The sequence below is a fragment of the Frigoribacterium sp. CFBP 13729 genome (assembly GCF_014841875.1).
Taxonomy (GTDB): Bacteria; Actinomycetota; Actinomycetes; order Actinomycetales; family Microbacteriaceae; genus Frigoribacterium.
This window is the reverse complement of sequence record NZ_JACYUR010000001.1, coordinates 545,061-568,673: the sequence shown is the minus strand read 5'-3', so window position 1 is coordinate 568,673 and position 23,613 is coordinate 545,061. Positions and strand designations below refer to the sequence as shown.

Annotated in this window: 21 protein-coding genes and 3 tRNA genes; 17 read left to right on the top strand and 7 right to left on the bottom strand. The window is 71.9% G+C overall.

Going from position 1 to position 23,613, the window contains the following annotated elements:
- Window positions 1-43: 43 nt before the first annotated feature.
- From IFT77_RS02520 to IFT77_RS02495, 6 genes are all read left to right on the top strand, one after another.
- Window positions 44-1,123 carry an ABC transporter permease gene (locus IFT77_RS02520; protein ID WP_369878212.1) on the top strand — a complete coding sequence of 360 codons (1,080 nt, stop codon included), beginning with the start codon at window positions 44-46 and terminating at the stop codon, window positions 1,121-1,123.
- Between the two features lie 2 nt (window positions 1,124-1,125).
- On the top strand, window positions 1,126-2,166 hold the full coding sequence (locus tag IFT77_RS02515; RefSeq protein WP_371740896.1) for an ABC transporter permease: 1,041 nt from the start codon (window positions 1,126-1,128) through the stop codon (window positions 2,164-2,166).
- Window positions 2,163-3,911, top strand: a complete 1,749-nt coding sequence (locus tag IFT77_RS02510; RefSeq protein WP_192169142.1) for an ABC transporter ATP-binding protein — start codon at window positions 2,163-2,165, stop codon at window positions 3,909-3,911. The genes IFT77_RS02515 and IFT77_RS02510 overlap by 4 nt, the downstream gene beginning before the upstream one ends.
- A 5-nt stretch (window positions 3,912-3,916) precedes the next feature.
- Window positions 3,917-4,795 (top strand): ATP-binding cassette domain-containing protein, encoded by an 879-nt coding sequence (locus IFT77_RS02505; protein ID WP_371740894.1) that lies wholly within the window; start codon window positions 3,917-3,919, stop codon window positions 4,793-4,795.
- Window positions 4,792-5,796: an NAD(P)-dependent oxidoreductase gene (locus IFT77_RS02500; RefSeq protein WP_192169141.1), complete on the top strand. Its 1,005-nt coding sequence runs from the start codon at window positions 4,792-4,794 to the stop codon at window positions 5,794-5,796. The genes IFT77_RS02505 and IFT77_RS02500 overlap by 4 nt, the downstream gene beginning before the upstream one ends.
- Before the next feature lie 144 nt (window positions 5,797-5,940).
- Window positions 5,941-6,013 (top strand) — tRNA-Asn (locus tag IFT77_RS02495).
- Window positions 6,014-6,066: 53 nt separating this feature from the next.
- Here the strand turns inward: IFT77_RS02495 and def are convergent.
- Entirely contained in the window at window positions 6,067-6,633 is a 567-nt protein-coding gene (gene def / locus IFT77_RS02490) for a peptide deformylase (protein ID WP_192041809.1), read from the bottom strand.
- 40 nt (window positions 6,634-6,673) lie between these two features.
- Between def and IFT77_RS02485 the strand changes: the two genes are divergently transcribed.
- The 9 genes from IFT77_RS02485 (at window position 6,674) to IFT77_RS02445 (ending at window position 14,746) form a co-directional block, all read left to right on the top strand.
- Entirely contained in the window at window positions 6,674-7,594 is a 921-nt protein-coding gene (locus IFT77_RS02485; protein ID WP_371740893.1) for a DMT family transporter, read from the top strand.
- 105 nt (window positions 7,595-7,699) lie between these two features.
- The gene (locus IFT77_RS02480) at window positions 7,700-8,941 is read left to right on the top strand and encodes a glycosyltransferase (protein WP_371740892.1); all 1,242 of its coding nucleotides are present in this window, start codon (window positions 7,700-7,702) and stop codon (window positions 8,939-8,941) included.
- Between the two features lie 34 nt (window positions 8,942-8,975).
- Window positions 8,976-9,049 (top strand) — tRNA-Ile (locus IFT77_RS02475).
- A gap of 78 nt (window positions 9,050-9,127) precedes the next feature.
- Window positions 9,128-9,457 (top strand): hypothetical protein, encoded by a 330-nt coding sequence (locus tag IFT77_RS02470; RefSeq protein WP_192041807.1) that lies wholly within the window; start codon window positions 9,128-9,130, stop codon window positions 9,455-9,457.
- 79 nt (window positions 9,458-9,536) lie between these two features.
- Complete coding sequence (locus IFT77_RS02465) at window positions 9,537-10,673, top strand: LLM class flavin-dependent oxidoreductase (protein ID WP_192041806.1); 1,137 nt, start codon at window positions 9,537-9,539, stop codon at window positions 10,671-10,673.
- 10 nt (window positions 10,674-10,683) lie between these two features.
- Window positions 10,684-11,316, top strand: coding sequence for a CE1759 family FMN reductase (locus IFT77_RS02460; RefSeq protein WP_192041805.1), 633 nt, complete (start codon window positions 10,684-10,686; stop codon window positions 11,314-11,316).
- A gap of 117 nt (window positions 11,317-11,433) precedes the next feature.
- Window positions 11,434-12,264 carry a DUF1684 domain-containing protein gene (locus IFT77_RS02455; protein WP_192169139.1) on the top strand — a complete coding sequence of 277 codons (831 nt, stop codon included), beginning with the start codon at window positions 11,434-11,436 and terminating at the stop codon, window positions 12,262-12,264.
- Window positions 12,265-12,345: 81 nt separating this feature from the next.
- The gene (locus IFT77_RS02450; RefSeq protein ID WP_192041803.1) at window positions 12,346-14,004 is read left to right on the top strand and encodes a bifunctional 3'-5' exonuclease/DNA polymerase; all 1,659 of its coding nucleotides are present in this window, start codon (window positions 12,346-12,348) and stop codon (window positions 14,002-14,004) included.
- A gap of 205 nt (window positions 14,005-14,209) precedes the next feature.
- Complete coding sequence (locus IFT77_RS02445) at window positions 14,210-14,746, top strand: DUF3145 domain-containing protein (protein ID WP_123546092.1); 537 nt, start codon at window positions 14,210-14,212, stop codon at window positions 14,744-14,746.
- A gap of 146 nt (window positions 14,747-14,892) precedes the next feature.
- On the opposite strand, the gene IFT77_RS02440 is transcribed toward IFT77_RS02445, so the two are convergent.
- The 6 genes from IFT77_RS02440 to aceE all read right to left on the bottom strand — a co-directional run bounded on the left by IFT77_RS02440 (window position 14,893) and on the right by aceE (window position 22,583).
- Window positions 14,893-16,131, bottom strand: a complete 1,239-nt coding sequence (locus IFT77_RS02440; RefSeq protein WP_192041802.1) for a beta-ketoacyl synthase — start codon at window positions 16,129-16,131, stop codon at window positions 14,893-14,895.
- A gap of 103 nt (window positions 16,132-16,234) precedes the next feature.
- Entirely contained in the window at window positions 16,235-16,483 is a 249-nt protein-coding gene (locus tag IFT77_RS02435) for an acyl carrier protein (RefSeq protein ID WP_056054313.1), read from the bottom strand.
- Between the two features lie 80 nt (window positions 16,484-16,563).
- On the bottom strand, window positions 16,564-17,574 hold the full coding sequence (locus IFT77_RS02430) for a beta-ketoacyl-ACP synthase III (protein ID WP_192169138.1): 1,011 nt from the start codon (window positions 17,572-17,574) through the stop codon (window positions 16,564-16,566).
- Window positions 17,571-18,491, bottom strand: coding sequence for an acyltransferase domain-containing protein (locus tag IFT77_RS02425; protein WP_192169137.1), 921 nt, complete (start codon window positions 18,489-18,491; stop codon window positions 17,571-17,573). Before IFT77_RS02425 ends, IFT77_RS02430 begins: the two co-directional genes overlap by 4 nt.
- A gap of 110 nt (window positions 18,492-18,601) precedes the next feature.
- Window positions 18,602-19,801: a CdaR family transcriptional regulator gene (locus tag IFT77_RS02420; protein ID WP_192042326.1), complete on the bottom strand. Its 1,200-nt coding sequence runs from the start codon at window positions 19,799-19,801 to the stop codon at window positions 18,602-18,604.
- Window positions 19,802-19,838: 37 nt separating this feature from the next.
- On the bottom strand, window positions 19,839-22,583 hold the full coding sequence (gene aceE / locus IFT77_RS02415; protein WP_192041799.1) for a pyruvate dehydrogenase (acetyl-transferring), homodimeric type: 2,745 nt from the start codon (window positions 22,581-22,583) through the stop codon (window positions 19,839-19,841).
- Window positions 22,584-22,828: 245 nt separating this feature from the next.
- Here aceE and IFT77_RS02410 point away from each other — a divergent pair, with 245 nt between their 5' ends.
- Together IFT77_RS02410 and IFT77_RS02405 are read left to right on the top strand one after the other, a co-directional pair.
- Window positions 22,829-23,302: a peroxiredoxin gene (locus tag IFT77_RS02410; protein WP_123546080.1), complete on the top strand. Its 474-nt coding sequence runs from the start codon at window positions 22,829-22,831 to the stop codon at window positions 23,300-23,302.
- Window positions 23,303-23,390: 88 nt separating this feature from the next.
- Window positions 23,391-23,463 (top strand) — tRNA-Val (locus IFT77_RS02405).
- Window positions 23,464-23,613 lie beyond the last annotated feature (150 nt).

Here is a 23,613-nt window from a genome sequence, read left to right as displayed (position 1 = left end):
CCCAGAAAGGCACATCGACGTGACAGTGCTCACCGGCGACCAGATCGCCCCCGAGCGGCCCGCCCCGGCGGCCCCCCGACGACGCCGTGCAGGCGGCGGAGGCGGTGGTCTCGGACGCTACCTGGTGGTCAGGGCCGTCCTGATCATCCCCACCGTCTTCATCCTCGTCACGCTGGTGTTCTTCCTGATGCGCGTGGTCGGCAACCCGATCACCGCCTCGGTGGGCGACCGGCTGACGGAGGCGCAGCTCGCCGAGCGGCTCGCCGCGGCCGGCTACGACCGGCCGATCATCGTCCAGTACGTCGAGTACCTCGGCCAGATCGTGCGCCTCGACTTCGGCACGACCGCCACGGACAACCGCCAGATCAGCGACATCATCGTCACGTACGGCGCCGCGACCCTCGAGCTCGTGATCTACGCGCTCATCGTCGCGCTCGTGATCGGCATCCCGCTCGGCATGCTCGCCGCCTACCTCCGCGACCGCTGGCCCGACGCCGTGCTGCGCATCCTCGCGATCTTCGCCTACGCCACGCCCGTCTTCTTCGCGGGCCTGCTGCTCAAGCTCACCTTCTCGGTCTGGCTGGGCTGGCTCCCGCTGAGCGGACGCGCCGACACCCGGATCGCCATCGCCCTCGGCCGGATCGAGAACCCGACGGGCATCTACATCCTCGACGCGCTGCGGCTCGGCAACTCGACGATCACGCTGAACGTCCTCAGCCACGCGGTGCTGCCCGCCCTCACGCTGGGCCTGCTGACGGCGGGCATCTTCCTCCGCCTGGTGCGGACGAACGTCATCGGCACGCTCGGCTCCGAGTACGTGGACGCGGCACGCTCGCGTGGCGTCTCCGAGCTCCGCCTCGTGCGGAAGCACGCGCTCAAGCCGGCGCTGATCCCGATCATCACCGTGATGGGCCTGCAGATCGCGATGCTGCTCGGCGGCTCGGTGCTCACCGAGACGACCTTCGGCTGGCGCGGCCTCGGCTTCCAGCTGCAGCAGTACCTCTCGGCGCGCGACTTCGTCGCCGTGCAGGGCATCGTCGCCGTGCTCGCCGTCATCGTCGCCGTCACGAACTTCCTGGTCGACGTCATCGCGGCCCTCATCGACCCGAGAGTGAGGTACTGACCGTGTCGACCACCACCTCCGGCGTCCTGTCCGACCGGCACGAGCCCCTCTGGAAGCGCCTCCCGATCGTCGCCCACGTGCGCCGCTCGGTCGGCCTGCAGCGCGGCATGCTCGTCGCCGGGATCGTCATCTGCGTCGCGTTCATCGTGCTCGCCGTCTTCGCCCCGCTCATCGCGCCCTACGGCTACGGCCAGCTCAGCGACGACGCGGGCACGTTCGCCCGCCAGGCCGCGCCCTCGGCCCAGCACCTCTGGGGCACCACGGTCGGCGGGTACGACGTCTTCAGCCGCGTGGTCTGGGGCACCCGGACCGCGATCTCCGTCGTCGTCGTCGCGGTCGTGCTCTCGATCGTCCTCGGTGTCGTCCTCGGCCTCGTCTCCGGCTACCTCGGCGGCTGGGTCGACCGCGTCCTCGTCGTCGTGGCCGACGCCGTCTACGCGTTCCCGTCGCTGCTGCTCGCGATCGTCGTCTCGATCGTCATCAGCGGCGGCCAGTCGAGCCTCTGGGGCGGCATCCTCTCGGCGGGCATCTCGATCACAGTCGTGTTCGTGCCCCAGTACTTCCGGGTCGTCCGCGCCGAGGCCGTCCGGCTCAAGTCCGAGGCCTTCGTCGAGTCCGCCAAGGTCGTCGGCAGCAGCACGCCGCGCATCATGTTCAAGCACGTGCTCCGCAACGCGACCCGCAGCCTGCCGCTCATCCTGACGCTCAACGCGTCGGAGGCGATCCTCACCCTGGCCGCGCTCGGCTTCCTGGGCTTCGGCATCGGCCCGACGTCGGCCGCCGAGTGGGGCTACGACCTGAACCGCGCGCTCAGCGACACGGCGAGCGGCATCTGGTGGACGGGCGTGTTCCCCGGCGCGGCCATCGTCCTGATGGTGCTCGGCATCACCCTCGTGGGCGAGAGCCTGAACGACCTGGCCGACCCGCGCCTCCGGACGCGCCGCCGTGCCGGTCGCGGCAAGAAGACCGGACGCCGCGGCGCCGGCAGCACGACGACCACGACGACCGCAGCCCCGGTCGAGCCGCAGGAGGCGACAGCATGACCGCAGGACCGCTCGACCAGGGCGCACAGGCCGCCCCGCCCGTCCGCCACGCCGCCCACGACGTCGCCCGCGACGAGCGCGACGTGGCCGTCGGCATCACCGACCTCCGCGTGACGTTCGCGACCGACGGCGGCGACGTCGCGGCGGTCCGCGGCGTCACCCTCGACGTGCGCGCGGGCGAGGTGCTCGCCATCGTCGGCGAGTCCGGCAGCGGCAAGTCCGTGACGGCCAAGACAATCCTGCGGCTCCTGCCCGAGACGGCGGTCGCCTCCGGTGCCGTCGTGCTCTCGGGGAAGAACGTGCTCGAGATCGGCCGCGGCGCCGTGCGCGAGATGCGCGGCACCGAGGTCGCGATGGTCTTCCAGGAGCCGTCGACCGCCCTCAACCCCGTCTACACGGTGGGCTGGCAGATCGCCGAGGGCATCCGTGCCCACGGCAAGGTCGGCCGCAAGGAGGCGCGAGCGAGAGCCGTCGACATCCTGCGAAAGGTGGGCATCCCCGACCCCGAGACCCGCGTCGACTACTACCCGCACCAGTTCTCGGGCGGCCAGAAGCAGCGCGTGGTCATCGCCATGGCCCTCGTGCTGAACCCGTCGGTCATCGTCGCCGACGAGCCGACCACCGCACTCGACGTGACGGTGCAGGCCGAGATCCTCGACCTGCTGCGCCGCTGTCGCGACGAGTTCGGCACGGCCATCGTGCTGATCACCCACAACATGGGCGTGGTGGCCGACCTGGCCGACCGGGTGGCCGTGATGTACCAAGGCGAGGTCGTCGAGCAGGCGACCTCGGAGGCGCTGTTCGCGTCGCCGCAGGCCGACTACACGAAGCGCCTCCTCGGCAGCGTCCCCGTGCTCGAGCCGCGCGGCGCGCAGGTGCAGGCCGGCGAGGCCGACCGCGACGTCGTCGTGCGCGCCACGGGCCTCGAGATCGAGTACCCGGGCCGTCTCGGCCGCGGCGGGTTCCGTGCCGTCAAGGGCGTCGACTTCTCGATCGCCAAGGGCGAGGTGCTCGGCCTCGTCGGCGAGAGCGGCTCGGGCAAGACCACCATCGGCCGTGCCATCGCCGGCCTGACCAAGGTCACCGGCGGCTCCCTCGAGGTGCTCGGCGTCGAGATGAACGGCGTGCACGAGCGCGAGTTCAAGCCGCTGCGGGCCGACATCGGGTTCGTCTTCCAGGACCCGGCGTCCAGCTTCAACCCGCTGCTGACCATCGCCGAGTGCGTGGCCGAGCCCCTCATCGTGCACGGCCGTGCCGGCGACGCGCGCGCCGCGCGTCCGCGCGTCGACGAGCTGATGGAGGCGGTGCAGCTGCCCAAGGCGTTCGGGGACCGCTACCCGCACGAGCTCAGCGGCGGCCAGCGGCAGCGGGCCAGCCTGGCTCGGTCCCTGGCCCTCGAGCCGAGCCTCCTCATCGCCGACGAGCCCACCAGCGCCCTCGACGTGTCGGTGCAGGCGCGCGTGCTCGAGCTCTTCCGCGAGCTGCAGGCCGACCTCGGCTTCGCGGCGCTGTTCATCAGCCACGACCTGGCCGTCGTGAACATGCTCGCCGACCGCATCGGCGTCCTGTACCACGGCGACCTCGTCGAGAGCGGGCCGAACGACCAGGTGCTCGGCTCCCCGGAGCACCCGTACACCCAGCGGCTGCTCGCCTCCCTGCCGGTGCCCGACCCGGCCGAGCAGGCGGCGCGTCGTCGCCGTCTCGCCGAGCTCGACGCCCGCGCGGCGTCGGGCGAGGTAGCGTGACGCGGGTGAGCCCCGAACTCGACCTGGACCGCCCCGTCACGACGGACGACCTCTCGCTGACCTACCCGGCGCGTGCGGGCCACCCGGCGCTGCGGGCGGTCGACGGGGTCACCCTCGACATCCGGGTCGGCGAGATCGTCGCCGTGCTGGGGGAGAGCGGCTCCGGCAAGTCGACCCTGGCGCTGGCCGTCGCCGGCCTCGTCGGCAAGGGCCGCCCTCCGGAGGGCCGTCCGCAGATCAGCGGGGGAGCGGCGAGCGTCTTCGGCCTCGAGCTGACCCGGGCGAGCGCTCGACGTCGCGGCCGGCTGTCGTCGGTCGTCGGCTACCTCGCGCAGGACGACGGCGAGGCCCTGAGCCCCGACCTGACCGTGGGCGAGGCCATCGCCGAGCCGATCTACCTGCGTGACCGGCACTTCGACCGTCGCGAGGCGGGACGCCTCGTGACGGCGCTGGTCGACGCGGTGCACCTCCCGCTCGGGACGATGCTCAAGCAGACCTGGGAGCTCAGCTCGGGTCAGCGGCAGCGCGTGGCCCTGGCGCGGTCCCTCGTGCTCGAGCCGCGCCTCCTGGTGGCAGACGAGCCGGCGCGCGGCGTCGACGTGCTCGTGCGGCAGGCCGTGCTCGACGTGATCAAGAACCTGCACGCCGACCGCCAGTTCTCGGCGATGGTCGTCACGTCGAGCGTGTCCGAGGCGCGGGCGATCACCGACCGCGTCGCCGTCATGCGCGGCGGCCGCCTCGTCGGCCTCGGTCAGATCGACACGGTCCTCCGCGACGGGGTCGACCCCTACGTCAAGGTGCTGTCGACCACGACGCCGATCGACGTCATCAGGCCCGAAGAGCGAGAGCGCGGCGACGGACGGCGCGACGAGCGACGACCGTGACCACGGGAGGCGCGCGCGGCCACCGAGCAGCGGCCACCGCGGCCGTCGACCTGCCTCCGGAGCGCCGCCCTCGTCCCGGTGCCGTGAGCATCGGCCCGCGCGGCTCGGCGGTCTTCGAGGACGCCGTGCACGAGGCGGGCGGCGAGCTCGTCCCGCTCGGCCCCGACACTCGCGGCCTCATCTGGCTCTCGTACCGCGACGTCGCCGGCCTCGAGGCTGCCCTCGCGGAGCACCCGGGCGTCGAGTGGGTGCAACTGCCCTGGGCCGGGGTGGACGCGTTCTCCGGGGTGCTCGAGGCACATCGCGACCGGGCGCTGCCGCTCTGGACGAGCGCGAAGGGCGCCTACGCCGAGCCGGTCGCCGAGCACGCGCTCGTGCTGCTCCTGTCGCTGTTGCGCGTCGTGCCCTCGCGGGTGCTGGCGTCGACGTGGCAGACCGAGCAGCGGGGGATCTCGCTCTACGGCCGGCACGTCGTGATCGTCGGTGCCGGGGGCATCGCGCGCGAGCTGGTGCGCCTGCTGGCGCCCTTCGAGGTGCGGGTGACGATCGTGCGCCGCACGGCGGACCCGGTCGAGGGCGTCGCGCGGACCGTGGGGGTCGACCTGCTCGACGAGGTGCTGCCCACCGCCGACGTCGTCGTGGTGGCGGCAGCCGCGACCCCGGGCACGGCCCGGCTCTTCGACGCTCGCCGGCTGGCCCGCCTCCCGTCCCGTGCCGTGTTCGTCAACGTCGCCCGGGGGAGCCTCGTCGACACCGACGCCCTCGTCGCCGCCGTCCGCGCCGACCGGCTCTGGGGCGTCGGCCTCGACGTCACCGACCCGGAGCCGCTGCCGGACGGCCACCCGCTCTGGCACGACCCTCGGGTCGTCGTCACGCCGCACCAGGCGGACACGCCGGAGATGACCGCGCCCCTGCTCGCCGGTCGCATCCGCCACAACGTCCGGGCCCTGGCGGGCGAGGGGCACTTCGTCGGCGTCGTCGACCCGGTCGTCGGATACTGAGCCGGCGGGCCGGCCGGGCCGCTCGGGCCCGACCGTCGAGGAGGCGCGCGACGCGCCCGGCGGTCACCGCGTGTTCAGAGACGGCCGCGACATGCGCTAGTGTTGTGTCCGCTGTCAGGGACTCCGGTCCAGGTCAGCTGCCATTCCTCGATAGCTCAATTGGCAGAGCAGCCGGCTGTTAACCGGCAGGTTGTTGGTTCGAGTCCAACTCGGGGAGCGAAGGCCCAGCGGCTCCACCCGCTGGGCCTTTTCTCTTGTGTGGATGCTCGGTCAGTCGTCGAGGTGGTCGACGCCCGGCAGCCAGGTCTGGCCCGGCACGCCCCAGCCCGACTTCTTGACGCTCTTGGCCGCGGCCTTGTGCAGGGGGTGCTCCAGGCGGTCGGCGTAGAGCACGCCGTCCAGGTGGTCGTACTCGTGCTGGAAGATGCGGGCGAGCCAGCCGTGCGCCTCGATCTCGTACTCGTCGCCGTCGAGGTCCGTCGCGCGGAGCAGCACGCTCTCGGCCCGGCGCAGCGGGAACCGCTCGCCCGGGATCGAGAGGCACCCCTCCGACTCGTCGTCGTCGTCGAGGGGCTCGATGCCGAGCGGGCTCTGCCAGAGCGTCGGGTTGATCGCGACGCCGCGCCAGGGCTCGCCGTCGTCGTCCACCCACGAGTACACGAAGAGACGGAGTCCGACCCCGACCTGCGGGCCCGCGAGGCCCACTCCGGGTGCGGCGTCCATCGTCTCGAACATGTCGGCGACGAGCGTGCGCAGGTCGTCGTCGACGACCTCCACCTCGGCGGCTCGGGCGTGGAGGACGGGTTCTCCCGTGATGGTGATGGGTCGTACGGCCATTCGCCCAGACTATCCAGCGCGCTGCCGCTACCGTGTCACCGTGAGCGCTGACCTCGGGGACCTGACCGCCCAGGTGTCGTTGACCCCCTACCAGGCGCTGGGCATCCCCATCGCCCTCGTCGGCGCGGTCTTCCTCTCGATCGGCGCGCAGCTGCAGAGCCGCGGTGTCGAGAAGGTCGAGCGGCGCCTCGGGGCGGCGCAGAGCGGCATGAGCGTGCGCCAGGTGGTCGCGCTGGTCGGCAGGCCGTCCTGGGTGGCCGGCACGCTCCTCCTGGGCCTGGCCGTGGTCTTCCAGCTGACCAGCCTGAACATCGCACCTCTGCTCGTCGTCCAGCCGCTCGGCGCCGTGGCCCTCGTGGTCACCGCCGTCGTCAACGCCCGCGTGACCAAGCAGCGGCTGAGCGCGAAGGTGAAGCGATCGATCGCGCTCTGCGTGGGCGGCATCGGGCTCTTCGCGACCGTCGCCGCGTTCGCCGCGACCGAGTCGCCGATCACCACCCGACAGCTGGTCACCGTGCTCGTCCTGCTGCTGGTCGTGGGGGCCGTGCTGGCCGCCGCCTTCGTCGTGCTGCGCCACCGACGCAACGTCCTGTTCTACGTGATCGGCGCTGGGGTCCTCTACGGCTTCGTCGCGACCCTCGCCAAGGTCGTGCTGAACCGGATCACGTCGGGCACCTTCGACTGGCTCGAGGTCGTCTGCATCGTCATGCTCGTCGCGGCCGCGGTGCTCGGCGGCTACTTCGTCCAGAACGCGTACTCGTCGGGGTCTCCGGACCTCGTCATCGCGGGCCTGACCGTCGTCGACCCGATCATCGCCGTCACCATCGGCATCGTCGTGCTCGGCGAGGCCGCGACGGCACCGCCGATCGCCGCCGTGCTCTTCCTGGTGGCGGGGGCCGTCGCCGTGGCCGGCGTATTCCAGCTCGCCAAGCACCACCCACAGAAGAAGAGGGTCAGCTGAGCTACCGTGGTCGACGCGGGTCGCCGGGCGTCCGGTTCTCCGATCCTCTGTCCCGCCTCCTCCTGCACCCGGGCCCGACCATCCCTCACGACAAGGACTGACCACGTGACCGACGCCCACGGACCGACCGATCCGAGCGACACCGCAGCCTGGGCCGACGCGCCGAGGCTGACCGTCCTGATCGCCGCCGACACGTTCCCGCCCGACGTCAACGGCGCCGCGAACTTCGCGGAGCGGCTCGCCGTCGGCATGGCGGCCCGCGGCCACGACGTGCACGTGCTGGCCCCCGCCGCCAGCCGCGAGCACGGCACGTTCCTCGAGCAGCACGCCGGCGTGACGCTGACGGTGCACCGGCTCTACTCGACGAGGTGGCCCCTGCACGACTGGCTGCGCTTCGCGACGCCGTGGCGCGCCGAGGCCAATGCCGAGCGCGTCATCCGTCGGATCCAGCCCGACGTCGTCCACATCCAGTCGCACATCGTGATCGGCCGCGCGGTCGTCCGGGTCGCGAACCGCCTCGGCATCCGGGCCGTGGCGACCAACCACTTCATGCCCGAGAACCTGCTCGAGCACACGGGGCTGCCGCACGCGCTGCGGGCCACCGCGGTGAAGATGGCCTGGGCCGACGCGAGCCGCACATACCACCGCGTCGAGTCGATGACGACGCCGACCGACAAGGCGGCCCGGTTCCTCGAGAAGGCCATCGACGTCGAGGGCGTGCTCGCGGTCTCGTGCGGCATCGAGGCGTCGAACTACACGGCCCGCGACGACCGGCCCGAGGGCAACCGCATCGTCTTCGTCGGACGCGTCACCGCCGAGAAACAGATCGACGTGCTGCTGCGCGCCATGACGCTGATCGACCCGGCGCTCGAGAGCACTCTCACGATCGTCGGCGGGGGCGACCTCATGCGTCACCTGCAGCAGCTCAGCGTCGACCTCGGCCTCGCCGGGCGCGTCACGTTCGCCGGCTACCTCTCCGACGCCGAGCTGCGCCGCACCCTCACCGACGCCACCGTGTTCGCGATGCCGTCGATCGCCGAGCTGCAGAGCATCGCGAGCCTCGAGGCGATGGCGTCCGGCCTGCCGATCGTAGTCGCGGACGCGATGGCCCTGCCGCACCTGGTCGACGACGGCGGCAACGGCTGGTTGTTCCGCCCCGGCGACAGCGCCGACCTGGCCGACAAGCTGACGCGGGTGCTCACGGCCCCCGACGACGAGTACCTCGCGATGCGGCGAGCCAGCCTCCGGATGATCGAGGGGCACGACATCGAGCGCACGCTCAACGTCTTCGAGGGCCTGTATCGTGGGCAGCCGGTGGCTCCCACCACCGACGTCGTCTCGTCTTGACCACACCCGCGGGTGCCGGTCGGGTCGGCGACACGGGGCGGTAGCTCAGCCGGTTAGAGCAGTCGACTCATAATCGATCGGTCACGGGTTCAAGTCCCGTCCGCCCTACTGCCGTGCCGGTGCCGGTGCCGGTGCGGGAGCCGCGCCTCCCAGCCGTCCCGCTCGACCTTCTGGCAGCATGGCCGGATGTTCTTCAGCAAGAGTGCCGGCCCGGACGACGGGGACGACTCGCTCGCGTCCGTCGGCACCGAGCCGCGGATGGGCGTCGGGGCGCAGGTCTACGTGCTCGACTCCGACGAGGACCCGACGTCGCCGTGGCCCTGGGGCCCGACCGGCGTCGTCATGCGGGCCGGGGGCTCGGCGTGGCAGGGCGTGTCGGCCATCGGCGGCTCGGCCCGGACGTGGTGGGTCGAGTTCGACTCGCCGCAGCTCGACCGTGACGGTGACGGCCCGGTGCAGAGCGCCCAGGTCGCCGAGCGCTTCCTGCGCCTCGCGCCCCCCATCGCGCCCCGCTGACACGTCCGGGAATAGACCCGCCCGACACGTCGTTCACCCAACTACATGCAGACGCATGCACTAGATCTGAGGTGAGACCATGCAGTTCGGAGTCTTCTCCGTCGGCGACATCACGGCCGACCCGACCACCGGCCGGGTGCCGACCGAGCACGAGCGCATCAAGGCGATGGTGACCATCGCCCAGAAGGTCGAGGAGGTGGGCCTCGACGTCTTCGCCGCCGGCGAGCACCACAACCCGCCCTTCGTGAACTCGAGCACGACCACCCTGCTCGCCACCATCGCGGCGACGACCGAGCGAATCCAGCTCAGCACGGCGACGACGCTCATCACGACGAACGACCCGGTCAAGATCGCCGAGGACTTCGCGATGCTGCAGCACCTCGCCGACGGTCGCGTCGACCTGACCCTCGGCCGCGGCAACACGGGCCCGGTCTACCCGTGGTTCGGCAAGGACATCCGCCAGGGCATCAACCTGGCCATCGAGAACTACGCCCTGCTGCGCCGCCTCTGGACCGAGGACGTCGTCGACTGGAAGGGCCACTTCCGCACGCCGCTGCAGGGCTTCACCGCGACGCCCCGTCCGCTCGACGGCGTCGCCCCGTTCGTCTGGCACGGCTCGATCCGCAGCCCGGAGATCGCCGAGCAGGCCGCCTACTACGGCGACGGCTTCTTCGCCAACCACATCTTCTGGCCGGCCTCGCACACGAAGCAGATGGTCGAGCTCTACCGCAGCCGCTTCGAGCACCACGGCCACGGCCGCGCCGACCAGGCGATCGTCGGGCTCGGCGGGCAGGTCTTCATGGCCAAGAACTCGCAGGACGCGAAGCGAGCCTTCCGCCCGTACTTCGACGAGGCCCCCGTCTACGGCCACGGCCCGAGCATGGAGGACTTCACGAGCCAGACTCCGCTCACCGTCGGCAGCCCGCAGGAGGTCATCGACCGCACGCTCGGCTTCCGCGAGTACGTCGGCGACTACCAGCGTCAGCTGTTCCTCATCGACCACGCGGGCCTGCCCCTGCAGACGGTCCTCGAGCAGCTCGACATCCTCGGCGAGGAGGTCGTGCCCGTGCTCCGCCGCGAGTTCGCGTCCCGTCGTGCCGCGGGCGTCCCCGACGCGCCGACGCACGCCTCCCTCGTGGCCGCCGCCTCCTCCGCCGCGACCTCGTCCGTCACGTCCTCGGTCACGGCCGACGCCGCGTCCGTCCCGAGCCTGTAGGAGGCGCCCCGTGAGCACCAGGATGATCGTCGTCCTCTCGGCAGGGCTCGGCCAGCCCTCCTCCACCCGGCTCCTCGCCGACCGTCTCGCCGAGGCGAGCGCCCGGGCCCTGCTCGACCAGGGCTCGCCCGCCGAGTTCCGGGTCGTCGAGCTCCGTGACCACGCCCGCGACGTCGTCGACGCGATGCTGACGGGGTTCCCGTCCGAGGCGCTGGCCGACGTGCTGGCGGCCGTCGGCGCCGCGGACGGGGTCGTCGCCGTCACGCCGGTGTTCACGGGCTCCTACAGCGGCCTCTTCAAGTCGTTCTTCGACGTGCTCGACAACACGGCCCTGACCGGCACGCCCGTGCTGATCGGCGCGACGGCGGGCACGGCCCGGCACTCGCTCGTCCTCGACCACGAGCTGCGCCCGCTCTTCTCCTATCTGCGCGCCGTCGTCGTGCCCACCGGCGTCTTCGCCGCGGCGGAGGACTGGGGCGCCGGCGACTCGACGACCACGGGCCTGCCCGAGCGTGTGACGCGCGCGGCGGACGAGTTCGCCGCGCTGGTCTCCCTGCGGCACACCGAGCGCCGCGACCCGTTCGCCGACGTGGTCTCGTTCGAGGAGCAGCTGGGCCGCCTCGGCGTCCCGGACGACATCTGACCCGCGCACCGGGCCGAGCAGCCCCGGACCTCGCCGTGCCGCAGGGCGCGCGGCCCCGGACGGGTCGATGATGGTCACGCCCGGCGCGGCGACCCGCGCGCACCCCGAGGAGGACGCATGACCGACACCCGCAGCCCCGCCGACGAGCTCGCCCGGTTCCACGAGGCCAGGCGCGCCCGTGCCGTCAGCCCCCGCGGCCCCCTGGCGCTCGTCAACACGCAGTGGGTCGACTCGCCCCAGCCCGTCTGGGGCGTCGCGGGCACCTGGGCCCCGGCGCCCGACGGCCTCGCGGGGCTCCTCGTCACCGCGACGGCCGCCGACGGCGTGCAGGTCGACGGCGAGGTCGTGGACGGCACCGTGCTCGTCGCGGGGGACGACGCGGTGACGCCGAGCGCCGTGCGGTTCTCCGACACGCTCTCCGGGACCGTCATCGCCAACGACGACCGCTCGAGCTGGGGGCTGCGCGTCTGGGACGCGGAGTCCGAGGGCATCCGCCGGTTCGGGTCGATCGACTCGTTCGAGCACGACCCTGCCTGGGTGGTGACGGCCGACTTCGTCCCCACCGAGGACGGCACGCAGGTCGACATCCGGCACCAGGCGGACCTCGACCTCAGCCGCCCGAAGCCCCTGCCAGGACTCATCCGGTTCTCGCTCGACGGCGTCGAGCACGAGCTCGCCGCGTTCCCCAGCGGCTCCGGCGACCGACTGCAGCTCGTCTTCGGCGACGGGACGAACGGCGAGAGCACCTACTCGGTCGGCCGCTTCCTCTTCCCGACCCCCGGCGACGACGGCACGATCGTGCTCGACTTCAACCAGGCCGTGCTGCCGCCCTGCGCGTTCTCGTACGCCTTCAACTGCCCGATCCCGCCCCCGCAGAACCGTCTGGCCGTGCCGATCGAGGCCGGCGAGAAGAACGTGCTCGACCGCGACGGCGCACTGCTGCACTGACGGCGGGGCCGGGCCCGGGGGAGCGGCGAGGCTCTGGGACCGTGGGCGCGTCGTCTCGCCCGGGGATGGGATGATCGACGGATGTTCGTGCTCGCCCGTCGCCTCGCCGACGGCGACGTCGAGCTGACGACGTGGCGCCGTCCCGCCCCCGACCAGGCCCTGGCCCCGGCCGACGTCGAGGTCGTCGGCGACGCCGACCTGGTCGAGGCCGTCCGGAGGCGCGAGTCGGGCCCCGAGGGCACGGCGGGGCCCCGCTGGGTCTGGGACGACACCCCGCGGTGGTACCCGCGCCTCCTCGAGGCGGGCGTCCGCGTGGCGCGCTGCGTCGACCTGCGGCTCTGCCATGCCCTGCTGCGGTCGGCCGTCGCGACGGCGGGGTCCGAGCTGCACGGGGCGCCCCGCGGCCCGTGGGACGTCCCGCAGGGCGTGGACGGCCCCCGCGACGGGCTCTTCGACGTGCTGCCCGAGTCGCTGCCCGACCCGGCGGGTGAGTTCCTCCGCCAGCGGGCGGCGATCGAGACGAGCGCCGAGCGGGCACGACTCGAGCTGCTGACGACCGCCGAGTCGACGGGCGCGCTGATCGCCGTCGAGATGCGGCACGACGGCGTGCCGTGGTCGGCCCGCGTGCACGACCGCGTCCTCAGAGAGGCCCTCGGGCCACGGCCGGCCGCGGGGGAACGACCGGCGCTGATGCGCACCGACCTCGACGAGGTGCGCAGCCGGCTCGACGCCCCCGACCTCAACCCCGACTCGCCCGCCGAGCTGGTGCGCGCGCTCAACTCGGCCGGCGTCCACGTCGCCTCGACGACCAAGTGGGAGCTCGAGCGTCACGACCACCCCGCCGTCGAGCCCTTGCTGCGGTACAAGAAGCGGCAGCGGCTGCTCGTCGCCAACGGCTGGGCCTGGCTCGACGCCTGGGTGCGTGACGGGCGCTTCCGGCCCGACTACGTGCCGGCCGGCAGCGTCACTGGTCGCTGGGCCACGAGCGGGGGAGGCGCCCTGCAGCTGCCGAGGGCCGTCCGGGCGGCCGTCGTGGCCGACCCGGGCTGGAAGCTCGTCGTCGCCGACGCCTCGCAGCTCGAGCCGCGCATCCTCACCGGCCTCTCCGGCGACCGCGCGATGGCGGCGGCGGGTCAGGGCGACCTCTACGAGGGCATCGTCGCGAGCGGCGCGGTGGCGAGCCGGGCCGAGGCCAAGGTCGCGATGCTCGGGGCGATGTACGGCGCGACCCAGGGCGAGAGCGGGCGGCTCGTGCCCCGGTTGGCGCGACGTTTCCCGCAGGCGATGGCCCTCGTCGAGACCGCCGCGCGCACCGGCGAGCAGGGCGGCGTGGTCCGCACCCTCCTCGGCCGCACTTCCCCGTCGCCTGCGGACGCCGCCGCAGACGAGCTGCCGCCCGAGATGCCCCGCGCCGAGGTCGGGCGCGACGCCCGGTCGTGGGGACGGTTCACCCGCAACTTCGTCGTGCAGGGCACGGCAGCCGAGTGGGCGCTCTGCTGGTTGGGCGCCTTCCGGCAGGCGCTGCACGACCGCTTCGGCGACCGCGGCGACGAGGCCCCGCACCTCACGTTCTTCCTGCACGACGAGGTCGTCGTGCACGCGCCGGCCGACACCGCCGACGAGGTCGCGGTCCTCGTCGTCGAGGCGGCCGCGGCCGCGGGCCGGATGCTGTTCGGCGACGCCCCGGTGCGGTTCCCGCTCACCGTGGCCGTCGTCGACGACTACTCGCAGGCCAAGTAGGAGGCGCCTGCGGGTCCGAGGGCGCGCCCGCCGCCTCCTCGTCGCGTGTCATGGGCTGCCCGGCGGGGCAGGCCGGGCCGATTGCCAGCCGTTGCACGGTTGTGACGTCCAGGGAGCACGTGTCATGATCGACCCAGCGGACCGAGGTCCGCACACAACCGAACACGCACGAGAGCACGCACACGGTCCACGTGTCCACAGGTCGATGGGGAAGTCGCACCTAACGGATGGAGGAATCGTGGCTGCTGCAACGGCTAGGGGAGTGCTCTTCGTGCACTCGTCCCCTCGTGCACTGTGCCCGCATGTCGAGTGGGCGGTCGGTCGTGCCCTCGGGCACGCCGTGAACTTCGCCTGGGTGGCGCAGCCGGTCCTGTCCGGCGCCCAGCGGACAGAGTTCTCCTGGCAGGGCGACGAGGGCGCCGGCGCGCGCATCGCCTCGGCGCTGCGAGGCTGGGAGCACCTCCGGTACGAGGTGACGGAGGATCCCGGCGTCGAGAACGACGGCGGGCGCTGGATGCACACGCCCGACCTCGGGGTGTTCTTCGCGCAGACCGACACGGCGGGCAACACCGTCGTGCCCGAGGACCGGATCCGCTACGCCATGGACATCGCCGGATCGAACGCGCTCGAGCTGCACCGCGAGCTGCGGCTCGCCCTCGGCCAGGCCTGGGACGACGAGCTCGAGCCGTTCCGCTACAGCGGCGAGGGCAACCCCGTCGTCTGGCTGCACAAGGTCGGCTGACACCGGCAGCTGGCGTCGGTGGCTGACCTCGGTCGTCGACGTCGCTCGGCGGACCTCCACGCACCCGCACGACGCGACGAAGGCCGGTGGCCCCGAGGGGACACCGGCCTTCGTCGTGCCCGGCGCGGAGGCGCGGGCAGGGTGCGTCAGACCGAGCGGAACGCGACGACCGCGTTGTGCCCGCCGAAGCCGAACGAGTTGCTGACCGCGACGATCTCGCCGTCGGGCAGCCGACGCGGCTCGCCGACCACGACGTCGAGGTCGATCTCGTCGTCCATCTGCGTGACGTTGATCGTCGGGGGAGCGAGGCGCTCGTGCAGCGCCTTGACCGTGAACAGCGCCTCGATGGCTCCCGCACCGCCGAGCAGGTGCCCGGTCGAGGCCTTGGTCGCCGAGACGATCAGCTTCGAGGTGTGGTTGCCGAAGACCCGCTTGATCGCGTGGTACTCGGCGATGTCGCCGACGGGCGTGCTGGTCGCGTGCGCGTTGACGTGCACGACCTGGTCACGCTCGACGCCGGCGTTCTCGAGCGTCGCGATGACCGCGCGGGCCGCGCCGGTGCCCTCGGGGTCTGGGGCGGTGATGTGGTACGAGTCGCTCGTGACCGCTCCGCCGATCAGCTCGGCGTAGATCCGGGCGCCGCGGGCGAGCGCGTGTTCCTCGGTCTCGAGGACGAGCGCCGCGCCTCCTTCACCGAGGACGAAGCCGTCCCGGGTGACGTCGTACGGGCGGGAGGCGGTGGCCGGGTCGTCGTTCCGCTTCGAGAGCGCCTGCATGGCCGCGAACGAGGCGAGGGGCATCGGGTGGATGGCCGCCTCGGAGCCGCCGGCGACGGCGATGTCGGCGAGGCCCGACTGGAGGTGGTCGTAGGCCATGGCGATCGACTCGGTGCTGGAGGCGCAGGCCGAGACGACCGTGCGGGCGCCGGCGCGCGCGCCGAGGCTCATCGAGATCGCGGCGGCGGGGCCGTTGGGCATCAGCATCGGCACGGTCATCGGCAGGACCCGACGCGGGCCCTTCTCGCGGAGGGTGTCCCACGCGTCGAGCAGGGTCCACACGCCGCCGATGCCGGTGGCCCAGTCGACGATGAAGCGCTCGGGGACGACCTCGGGCGAGCCGGCGTCGGCCCAGGCCTCGCGCGCGGCGGTGAGGGCGAACTGGCTGGACGGGTCGAGGCGCTTGGTCTCGCGGCGGTCGAGCACGTCGGCCGACGGCACCTTCGCCTGGCCGGCGATGGTGACGGGCAGCTCGTACTTGGCGACCCACTCCTGCTCGAGGGTCGTGATGCCGGACTCGCCCGCGAGGAGCGCGTTCCAGCTGTCGACGGCGGTGCCGCCGAGGGGGGAGGTGCCACCGAGGCCGGTGACGACGATCTTCTTGGTCATGACGATTCTCCTGGAGAGACGGTGCGTCCCTCGGCAGGCGCGGAGCCCACGAGGGGGGACGGAGAGGCCCGGTCGCCCCGAGGGGAGACCGGGCCGTCGACGTCTAGTCCTGTGCCTTGGTGATGAAGGTGACGGCGTCGCCGACGGTCTTGAGGTTCTTGACCTCTTCGTCGGGGATCTTCACGTCGAACTTCTCCTCGGCGTTGACCACGATGGTCATCATCGAGATGGAGTCGATGTCCAGGTCGTCGGTGAACGACTTGTCCATCTCGACGGTGTCGGTCGCGATGCCCGTCTCGTCGTTGACGAGCTCGGCCAGGCCGGCGAGGACTTCTTCGGTGGACAGTGCCATGGTGTGTTCTCCTTGAGGGGGTGTCGTGGTGACCGGGGTAAAGCCTATACAGGGCGGCGGCGGCGAGCCGTCGCGGCGCGCTACGGGAGGACGACCACCTGGGCGCCGAACACGAGCCCCGCACCGAAGCCGATCTGCAGCGACAGGCCGCCGCTGAGCTCGGGGTGCTCCTCGAGGAGGCGGTGGGTCGCGAGCGGGATGCTGGCGGCGGACGTGTTGCCGGTGGTCGCGATGTCGCGGGCGATGACGACCGTGTCCGGCAGGCCGAGCTGCTTGGCGAACTCGTCGACGATGCGCATGTTGGCCTGGTGCGGCACGAACGCGGCGAGCTGCTCGCTCGTGACGCCGGCCTGCTCGAGGGCCTGCTTCGCGACCTTGACCATCTCCCACACGGCCCAGCGGAAGACGGTCTGGCCCTCCTGGCGGAGGGTCGGCCAGGCGACCTCGCCGGCCCCGGCGCGGTACTCCTGCATCGTGTTCGTCATGCGGATGGCGTCCCACTTCGAGCCGTCGCTGCCCCACACGGTGGGGGCGATGCCGGGGGTGTCGCTCGCGCCGACGACCGCCGCGCCCGCCCCGTCGCCGAGGAGGAACGAGATGGTGCGGTCGGTCGGGTCGATGAAGTCGCTGAGCTTCTCGGCCCCGACGACGAGCACGTACTCGGCGAGGCCGGACTTCACGAAGGAGTCGGCCTGCGCGATGCCGTAGGCGTAGCCGGCGCAGGCGGCCGAGATGTCGTAGGCGGCGGCCGGGTTCGCGCCGATCTTCTCGGCGAGCAGCGAGGCGACCGAGGGGGTCGCGACGCCGCCGCTGATGGTGGAGACGAGCACGACGCCGATCTGGTCGGGACGGATGCCGGCCTTGGCGATCGCCTCGTTCGCGGCGGCCTCGGCGAGGTCGACGACGTGCACCTCGGACGACGCCCGCACGCGCGTCACGACGCCGGTGCGCTGCTGGATCCACTCGTCGCTGGAGTCGATCGGCTCGACGATGTCAGCGTTCGGCACGACCTGGTCGCCCCGGGCGGCGCCGATCGCGAGGATGCGCGTGTACTCGGCGCCGTGCTGCTGCTTGAGCTGGGGGGTGGTCATTCTGCTCCCTCGAGGAGGTCGACGGCGGCCTGCAGGTCGTCGGGGGTCTTCACCGCGACGGAGGGGACTCCGCGCAGCGCGCGCTTGGCGAGGCCCGTCAGGGCACCCGCAGGGGCGAGCTCGACGATGCCGGTGACGCCGGCGTCGGCGAACGAGGTCATGACGGCGTCCCACCGGACGGGCGAGGACACCTGGCCGACGAGCAGCTCGACGAAGCGGCTGCCGGAGTCGACGGCGGTGCCGTCGTGGTTCGTCCAGAGCCGCAGGGTCGGGTCGGAGGCGGTGACCGAGGAGGCGGCGGTGCGGAGGCGCTCGACGGCCGGCTCCATGAAGCGGGTGTGGAACGCCCCGGCGACCTGCAGCGGCACGACCCGGCTCTTGGCGGGCGGCTCGGCCGCGAGGGCGGCGAGGGCCGCCAGCTCGCCGGCGACGACGACCTGCCCGCCGCCGTTGTGGTTGGCGGCGGTGAGCCCCAGGGCCTCGAGGCGGGCCGCCAGCTCGGCCTCGTCCCCGCCCAGGACGGCGCTCATGCCGGTCTCGACCCGCGACGCGGCCTCGGCCATGGCGCGGCCGCGCTCAGCGACCAGGCGGACGGCGTCGTCGTCGGTCAGCACGCCGGCGACCGCCGCCGCGGTGAACTCGCCGACGGAGTGGCCGGCGACGCCGCCGACCCGGCTGCGGTCGACGCGGGAGAAGAGGGCACGGGCCGTGAGCAGCCCGGCGGCGACGATGAGGGGCTGGGCCACCGCGGTGTCGCGGATGGTGTCGGCGTCGGACGTCGTCCCGTGGGCGACGAGGTCGACCCCGGCCGACTCCGACAGCGACTCGAGGAACTCGCGCTGGGCGCCGTCCTCCAGCCAGGGCTCGAGGAATCCGGGGGACTGGGAGCCCTGTCCGGGCGCTACGACGACGATCACTCGACCATCATGCCAACGACGTGTCCCGTCCGTGTGGAGCAACCCGACCAAAGATCGCCGGGGACACTGTGGATCACCACAGCCGTGACCTACAGCCGTGGCCGAAGCGGTCAGCGTCGTCGGGGCGACTGCCCGTCCGTGTCGGCGATCGACCCGAGGATCAGCGCCGACTGCAGCACGATGGCCTCCCGCGCGCCGGTGGCGTCCCAGCCGATCACGTCCGAGACGCGCTTGAGGCGGTAGCGGACCGTGTTGGGGTGCACGAACAGCTCGCGTGCCGTCGCCTCGAGCGACCGCCCGTTGTCGAGGTAGCACCACAGGGTCGTGAGCAGCTCGGTCGAGTGCGTCTTCAGCGGCTTGTAGATGCGGTTGACGAGGGTCGAGCGGGCGAGGGGGTCGCCGGCGAGGGCGCGTTCGGGGAGCAGGTCGTCGGCGAGCACCGGACGAGGCGCGTTCCGCCACGACCGTGCGACGGCGAACCCGGCGAGGGCCGCCTTGGCGCTCTGTGCTGCCTCGACGAGGCTCGGCACCTCGTGGCCGAGCACGAGGTGGCCGTCGCCGAATCCGGGCTCGAGGGCCGAGGCGATGTCGGTGAACGGGGGCTGCGACGTCGAGACGCCGTTCTCGTCGGTCTCCTGCTCGGCTCGGCCGATGACCAGCACCAGCCGGCTGCCCTGCACGCCGATCAGGACGTCGGCGTCGAGGTGCCGCGCCGTGCGGCGGAGCTGGTCGACGTCGAGCATGCGCGGGGCCGTGCCGACGAGCACGGACACCTCGCCGTGGCCGTGCCAGCCGAGCGCGGCGATGCGGCTCGGCAGCTCGTCGTCGTACTCCCCCCGCAGGATCGAGTCGACCACGAGGGCCTCGAGCCGGGCGTCCCAGAGACCCCGCGCCTCGGCGGCCCGGGCGTAGACGTCGGCCGAGGCGAACGCGATCTCCCTCGAGTACAGGAGGATCGCCTCCCGCAGGCTGTCGTCGCCGTCCTTGACGCGTTCTTCGACCACCTCGACCGTCACCCGGATCAGCTGCAGCGTCTGCTGCAGGCTGATCGAACGGAGCAGCTCGCGAGGGGCCGCGCCGAACACGTCGGCGGCGATCCACGGCGTCGACCGGGGGTCGTCGAACCAGCTGATGAAGGAGGTGATGCCCGCCTGGGCGACGAGCCCCACCGCCGACCGGCGGCCGGGCGGCATGTCGCCGTACCAGGGCAGCGTCTCCTCCAGCCGCTTGATGGTCGCCGTCGACAACTCCCCGGACACCGTCCGCAGCCACGCGAGCGTTCGCTCCTTCGTGGCCGCGGACGGCTCCATCGGCGAGGCCGGGACCCGCTCGGCGCTCACGCGGTCGTCAGCTCTCCCCGCCGGCGGTGCCGCTGGTGCCGGCCGTCACGTCGTGCAGCTGGTAGCGGTCGATCGCCTGCTGGACGACGCTGCGGTCGACGTCGCCACGACGGGCGAGCGCCTGCAGCGTGCGGACCACCATGGAGGGGCCGTCGATCTTGAAGAACCGACGTGCCGCCGCGCGGGTGTCCGAGAAGCCGAAGCCGTCGGCGCCGAGCGTCAGGTAGTCGCCGGGCACGTACTCGCGGATCTGGTCGGGCACGGCCGCCATGAAGTCGGACGTCGCGATGACCGGCCCCTCGGAGCCCTGGAGCTTCTCGGTGACGTAGGGCGTGCGGGGCTCGGCGCTCGGGTTGAGGAAGTTGTGCTCCTCGGCCTCGAGACCGTCGCGGCGCAGCTCGTTCCACGAGGTGACGCTCCACACGTCGGCGGCCACGTTCCAGTCGTCGGCGAGCAGCTGCTGGGCCTCGAGGGCCCAGCGCACGCCGACGCCAGAGGCGAGCAGCTGGGCACGAGGCCCAAGGTTCTCGGCGGACCTCAGCTTGTAGATGCCGCGCACGACGCCGTCGACGTCGAGGTCGTCCGGCTCGACGGGCTGCTGCATCGGCTCGTTGTAGACGGTGATGTAGAACATGACGTTCGGGTCGTCGTGCGACGGGGTGCCGTCGTCGTTCTTCCCGTACATGCGGTCCATGCCCGCCTTGACGATGTGCCCGAGCTCGTAGCCGTACGCCGGGTCGTACGAGACGACGGCGGGGTTGGTCGAGGCGAGCAGCAACGAGTGGCCGTCCGCGTGCTGCAGGCCCTCGCCGGTCAGCGTCGTGCGGCCCGCCGTGGCGCCGATGATGAACCCGCGGGCCATCTGGTCGCCCGCGGCCCACATGGCGTCGCCGGTGCGCTGGAAGCCGAACATCGAGTAGAAGACGTAGACCGGGATGAGCGGCTCGCCCTGCGTCGAGTACGACGTGCCCACGGCGGTGAAGGCCGCGAAGGCGCCGGCCTCGTTGATGCCGACGTGCAGGAGCTGGCCCTGGGGGCTCTCCTTGTAGGCCAGCAGCAGCTCGCGGTCGACGGACGTGTAGTGCTGCCCGTTGGGGTTGTAGATCTTCGACGTCGGGAAGTACGCGTCCATGCCGAAGGTGCGGGCCTCGTCCGGGATGATCGGGACGATGCGGTGGCCGAAGTCGGGGGAGCGCAGCAGGTCCTTGAGCAGACGGGCGAAGGCCATCGTGGTGGCCACCTCCTGCTTGCCCGAGCCCTTGCGGACGACGTCGTAGGACTTCGCCTCGGGCACCGCGATCTCGGTGTACTTGCTGCGACGCTCGGGAACGTAGCCGCCGAGCGCGCGTCGGCGCTCGTGGAGGTACTGGATCGCCTCGTCGCCGTCGCCCGGGTGGTAGTAGGGCGGCAGGTACGGGTCCTCGTCGAGCTGGGCGTCGCTGATCGGGATGCGCATCTCGTCGCGGAACTGCTTGAGGTTGTCGAGCGTGAGCTTCTTCATCTGGTGGGTCGCGTTGCGGCCCTCGAAGGCCGGGCCGAGGCCGTAGCCCTTGACGGTCTTCGCGAGGATGACGGTGGGCTGGCCCTTGTGCTCGGAGGCGGCCTTGAAGGCGGCGTAGACCTTCTTGTAGTCGTGGCCGCCGCGCTTGAGGTTCCAGACCTGGTCGTCGGTGAAGTCCTTCACGAGCTCGAGGGCGCGCGGGTCGCGGCCGAAGAAGTTCTCGCGGACGTAGGCGCCGCTCTCGGCCTTGTAGGTCTGGAAGTCGCCGTCGGGCGTCGTGTTCATCAAGTTGAGCAGAGCGCCCTCGGTGTCGCGGGCGAGCAGGTCGTCCCACTCGCGGCCCCAGACGACCTTGATGACGTTCCAGCCGGCGCCGCGGAAGAAGCTCTCGAGCTCCTGGATGATCTTGCCGTTGCCGCGGACCGGGCCGTCGAGGCGCTGCAGGTTGCAGTTGATCACGAAGTTGAGGTTGTCGAGGCCCTCGTTCGCCGCGACCTGGAGCTGGCCGCGGCTCTCGACCTCGTCCATCTCGCCGTCGCCGAGGAACGCCCAGACCTGCTGGTCGGAAGCATCCCTGATGCCGCGGTTGGTGAGGTACTTGGCGACCTGCGCCTGGTAGATCGCGTTGATCGGCCCGAGGCCCATCGACACGGTCGGGAACTGCCAGAACTGCGGCATGAGCCGGGGGTGCGGGTACGAGCTGAGGCCGCCGGTGTGGTGCGACTTCTCCTGGCGGAAGCCGTCGAGCTGGTCGGTGCCGAGGCGGCCCTCGAGGAACGCGCGGGCGTACATGCCGGGGGAGGCGTGCCCCTGGAAGAAGACCTGGTCGCCGCCGCCCGCGTGGTCCTGGCCGCGGAAGAAGTGGTTGTAGCCGACCTCGTAGAGGGCGGCCGACGAGGCGTAGGTCGAGATGTGGCCGCCGACCGAGACGCCGGGGCGCTGGGCGCGGTGCACCGTGACGGCCGCGTTCCAGCGGATCCAGCGGCGGTAGCGGCGCTCGAGCTCTTCGTCGCCGGGGAACTCCGGCTCGTCCTCGGGGGCGATGGTGTTCACGTAGTCGGTCTTCGGGACCATCGGCACGCCGAGGTGCAGCTCGCTCGAGCGAGACAGCAGGCTCTTCATGATCTGACGTGCGCGTTCGTGGCCCTGCGCCGCGACGAGGGAGTCGAGCGACTCCCTCCACTCGGCGGTCTCCTCGGGATCCTGGTCGGTCGTGTCGACCGTGTACGGATCCTGATCGTTTACCGTCACCCTTGACCTCTATCACTCGTGTGTGGTGGACAACAGCCGCCGCCCCACGGGGGCGCACGGCCGTCAGCTCGACGCGGCTCGGGTCCCGGGTCGTCGTCGCGCACTGACCTGGCGAGTCTAGTTGGCTCCGCCGACGGAGGCTCGGCACGCCCTGGGAGAACGTCCTCGCGCGCAGCCGTCAGAGGCGTAACATCGCTCCTCGTGTTGACGTCGGTCGCCCGGACCGGCGCGGAAGGAACGTGCTCATGGCGCTGGAGAACGACATCCAGGCTCCCGACTTCGATCTGCCGAACCAGTTCGGCGAGCACGTGCGCCTGGCGGACTACCGCGGCGTGCGCCCCGTCGCCCTCGTCTTCTTCCCGCTGGCCTTCTCCAGCACCTGCACCGCCGAGCTCTGCACGCTCCGCGACAACCTGGCGATGTTCCAGGACGCCCGCGTCGAGCTGATCGGCATCTCCGTCGACTCGAAGGCGACCCTGCGGGCCTTCGCCGAGGAGGAGGGCTACGACTTCACCCTCCTGGCCGACTTCTGGCCCCACGGCGAGGTGTCGAAGGAGTACGGCGTCTTCCTCGAGCACAAGGGCTTCGCCACCCGCGCGACGTTCCTCATCGACGTCGACGGCGTCATCCGCGAGCACTTCCTCACCGAGCCCGGCCAGGCACGCTCGCTGGCCGACTACCGCGCCGCGCTCGACCAGCTCACGTCCGTCCCGGCCTGACTCGCCGGCAGGGCCGCCCAGCAGGAGGCGCCGGCCGGGTCTGCTTCGCGATAACCTGTCTCCTGCTCGCCCGGCCCGCCCGGAGCGAGGGCCTTTAGCTCAGTTGGTAGAGCGCCACGTTTACACCGTGGATGTCATCGGTTCGAGCCCGGTAGGGCCCACCGTAGAAGTTGCCGGTCAGAAGCAAGTCTTTGCGAAAGCAATGCCTTGTGTGCCGTTGGACAAGTCTCCTCGTGTTGGTGAAGGACGATCCACTGTCCTACGTCTTGGACGCCGATCGCATCGCGCTTGAGAGGACCCTCGCTCAGATC

Excerpts from the sequence above, each read along its gene's own strand:
- IFT77_RS02510 (WP_192169142.1), top strand. The coding sequence starts at position 2,163 with ATGACCGCAGGACCGCTCGACCAGGGCGCACAGGCCGCCCCGCCCGTC.
- def (WP_192041809.1), bottom strand. The coding sequence starts at position 6,633 with ATGGCCGTACGACCCATCACCATCACGGGAGAACCCGTCCTCCACGCC.
- IFT77_RS02470 (WP_192041807.1), top strand. The coding sequence starts at position 9,128 with ATGTTCTTCAGCAAGAGTGCCGGCCCGGACGACGGGGACGACTCGCTC.
- IFT77_RS02465 (WP_192041806.1), top strand. The coding sequence starts at position 9,537 with ATGCAGTTCGGAGTCTTCTCCGTCGGCGACATCACGGCCGACCCGACC.
- IFT77_RS02455 (WP_192169139.1), top strand. The coding sequence starts at position 11,434 with ATGACCGACACCCGCAGCCCCGCCGACGAGCTCGCCCGGTTCCACGAG.
- IFT77_RS02450 (WP_192041803.1), top strand. The coding sequence starts at position 12,346 with ATGTTCGTGCTCGCCCGTCGCCTCGCCGACGGCGACGTCGAGCTGACG.
- IFT77_RS02445 (WP_123546092.1), top strand. The coding sequence starts at position 14,210 with ATGGGGAAGTCGCACCTAACGGATGGAGGAATCGTGGCTGCTGCAACG.
- IFT77_RS02440 (WP_192041802.1), bottom strand. The coding sequence starts at position 16,131 with ATGACCAAGAAGATCGTCGTCACCGGCCTCGGTGGCACCTCCCCCCTC.
- IFT77_RS02435 (WP_056054313.1), bottom strand. The coding sequence starts at position 16,483 with ATGGCACTGTCCACCGAAGAAGTCCTCGCCGGCCTGGCCGAGCTCGTC.
- IFT77_RS02430 (WP_192169138.1), bottom strand. The coding sequence starts at position 17,574 with ATGACCACCCCCCAGCTCAAGCAGCAGCACGGCGCCGAGTACACGCGC.
- IFT77_RS02420 (WP_192042326.1), bottom strand. The coding sequence starts at position 19,801 with ATGGAGCCGTCCGCGGCCACGAAGGAGCGAACGCTCGCGTGGCTGCGG.
- IFT77_RS02410 (WP_123546080.1), top strand. The coding sequence starts at position 22,829 with ATGGCGCTGGAGAACGACATCCAGGCTCCCGACTTCGATCTGCCGAAC.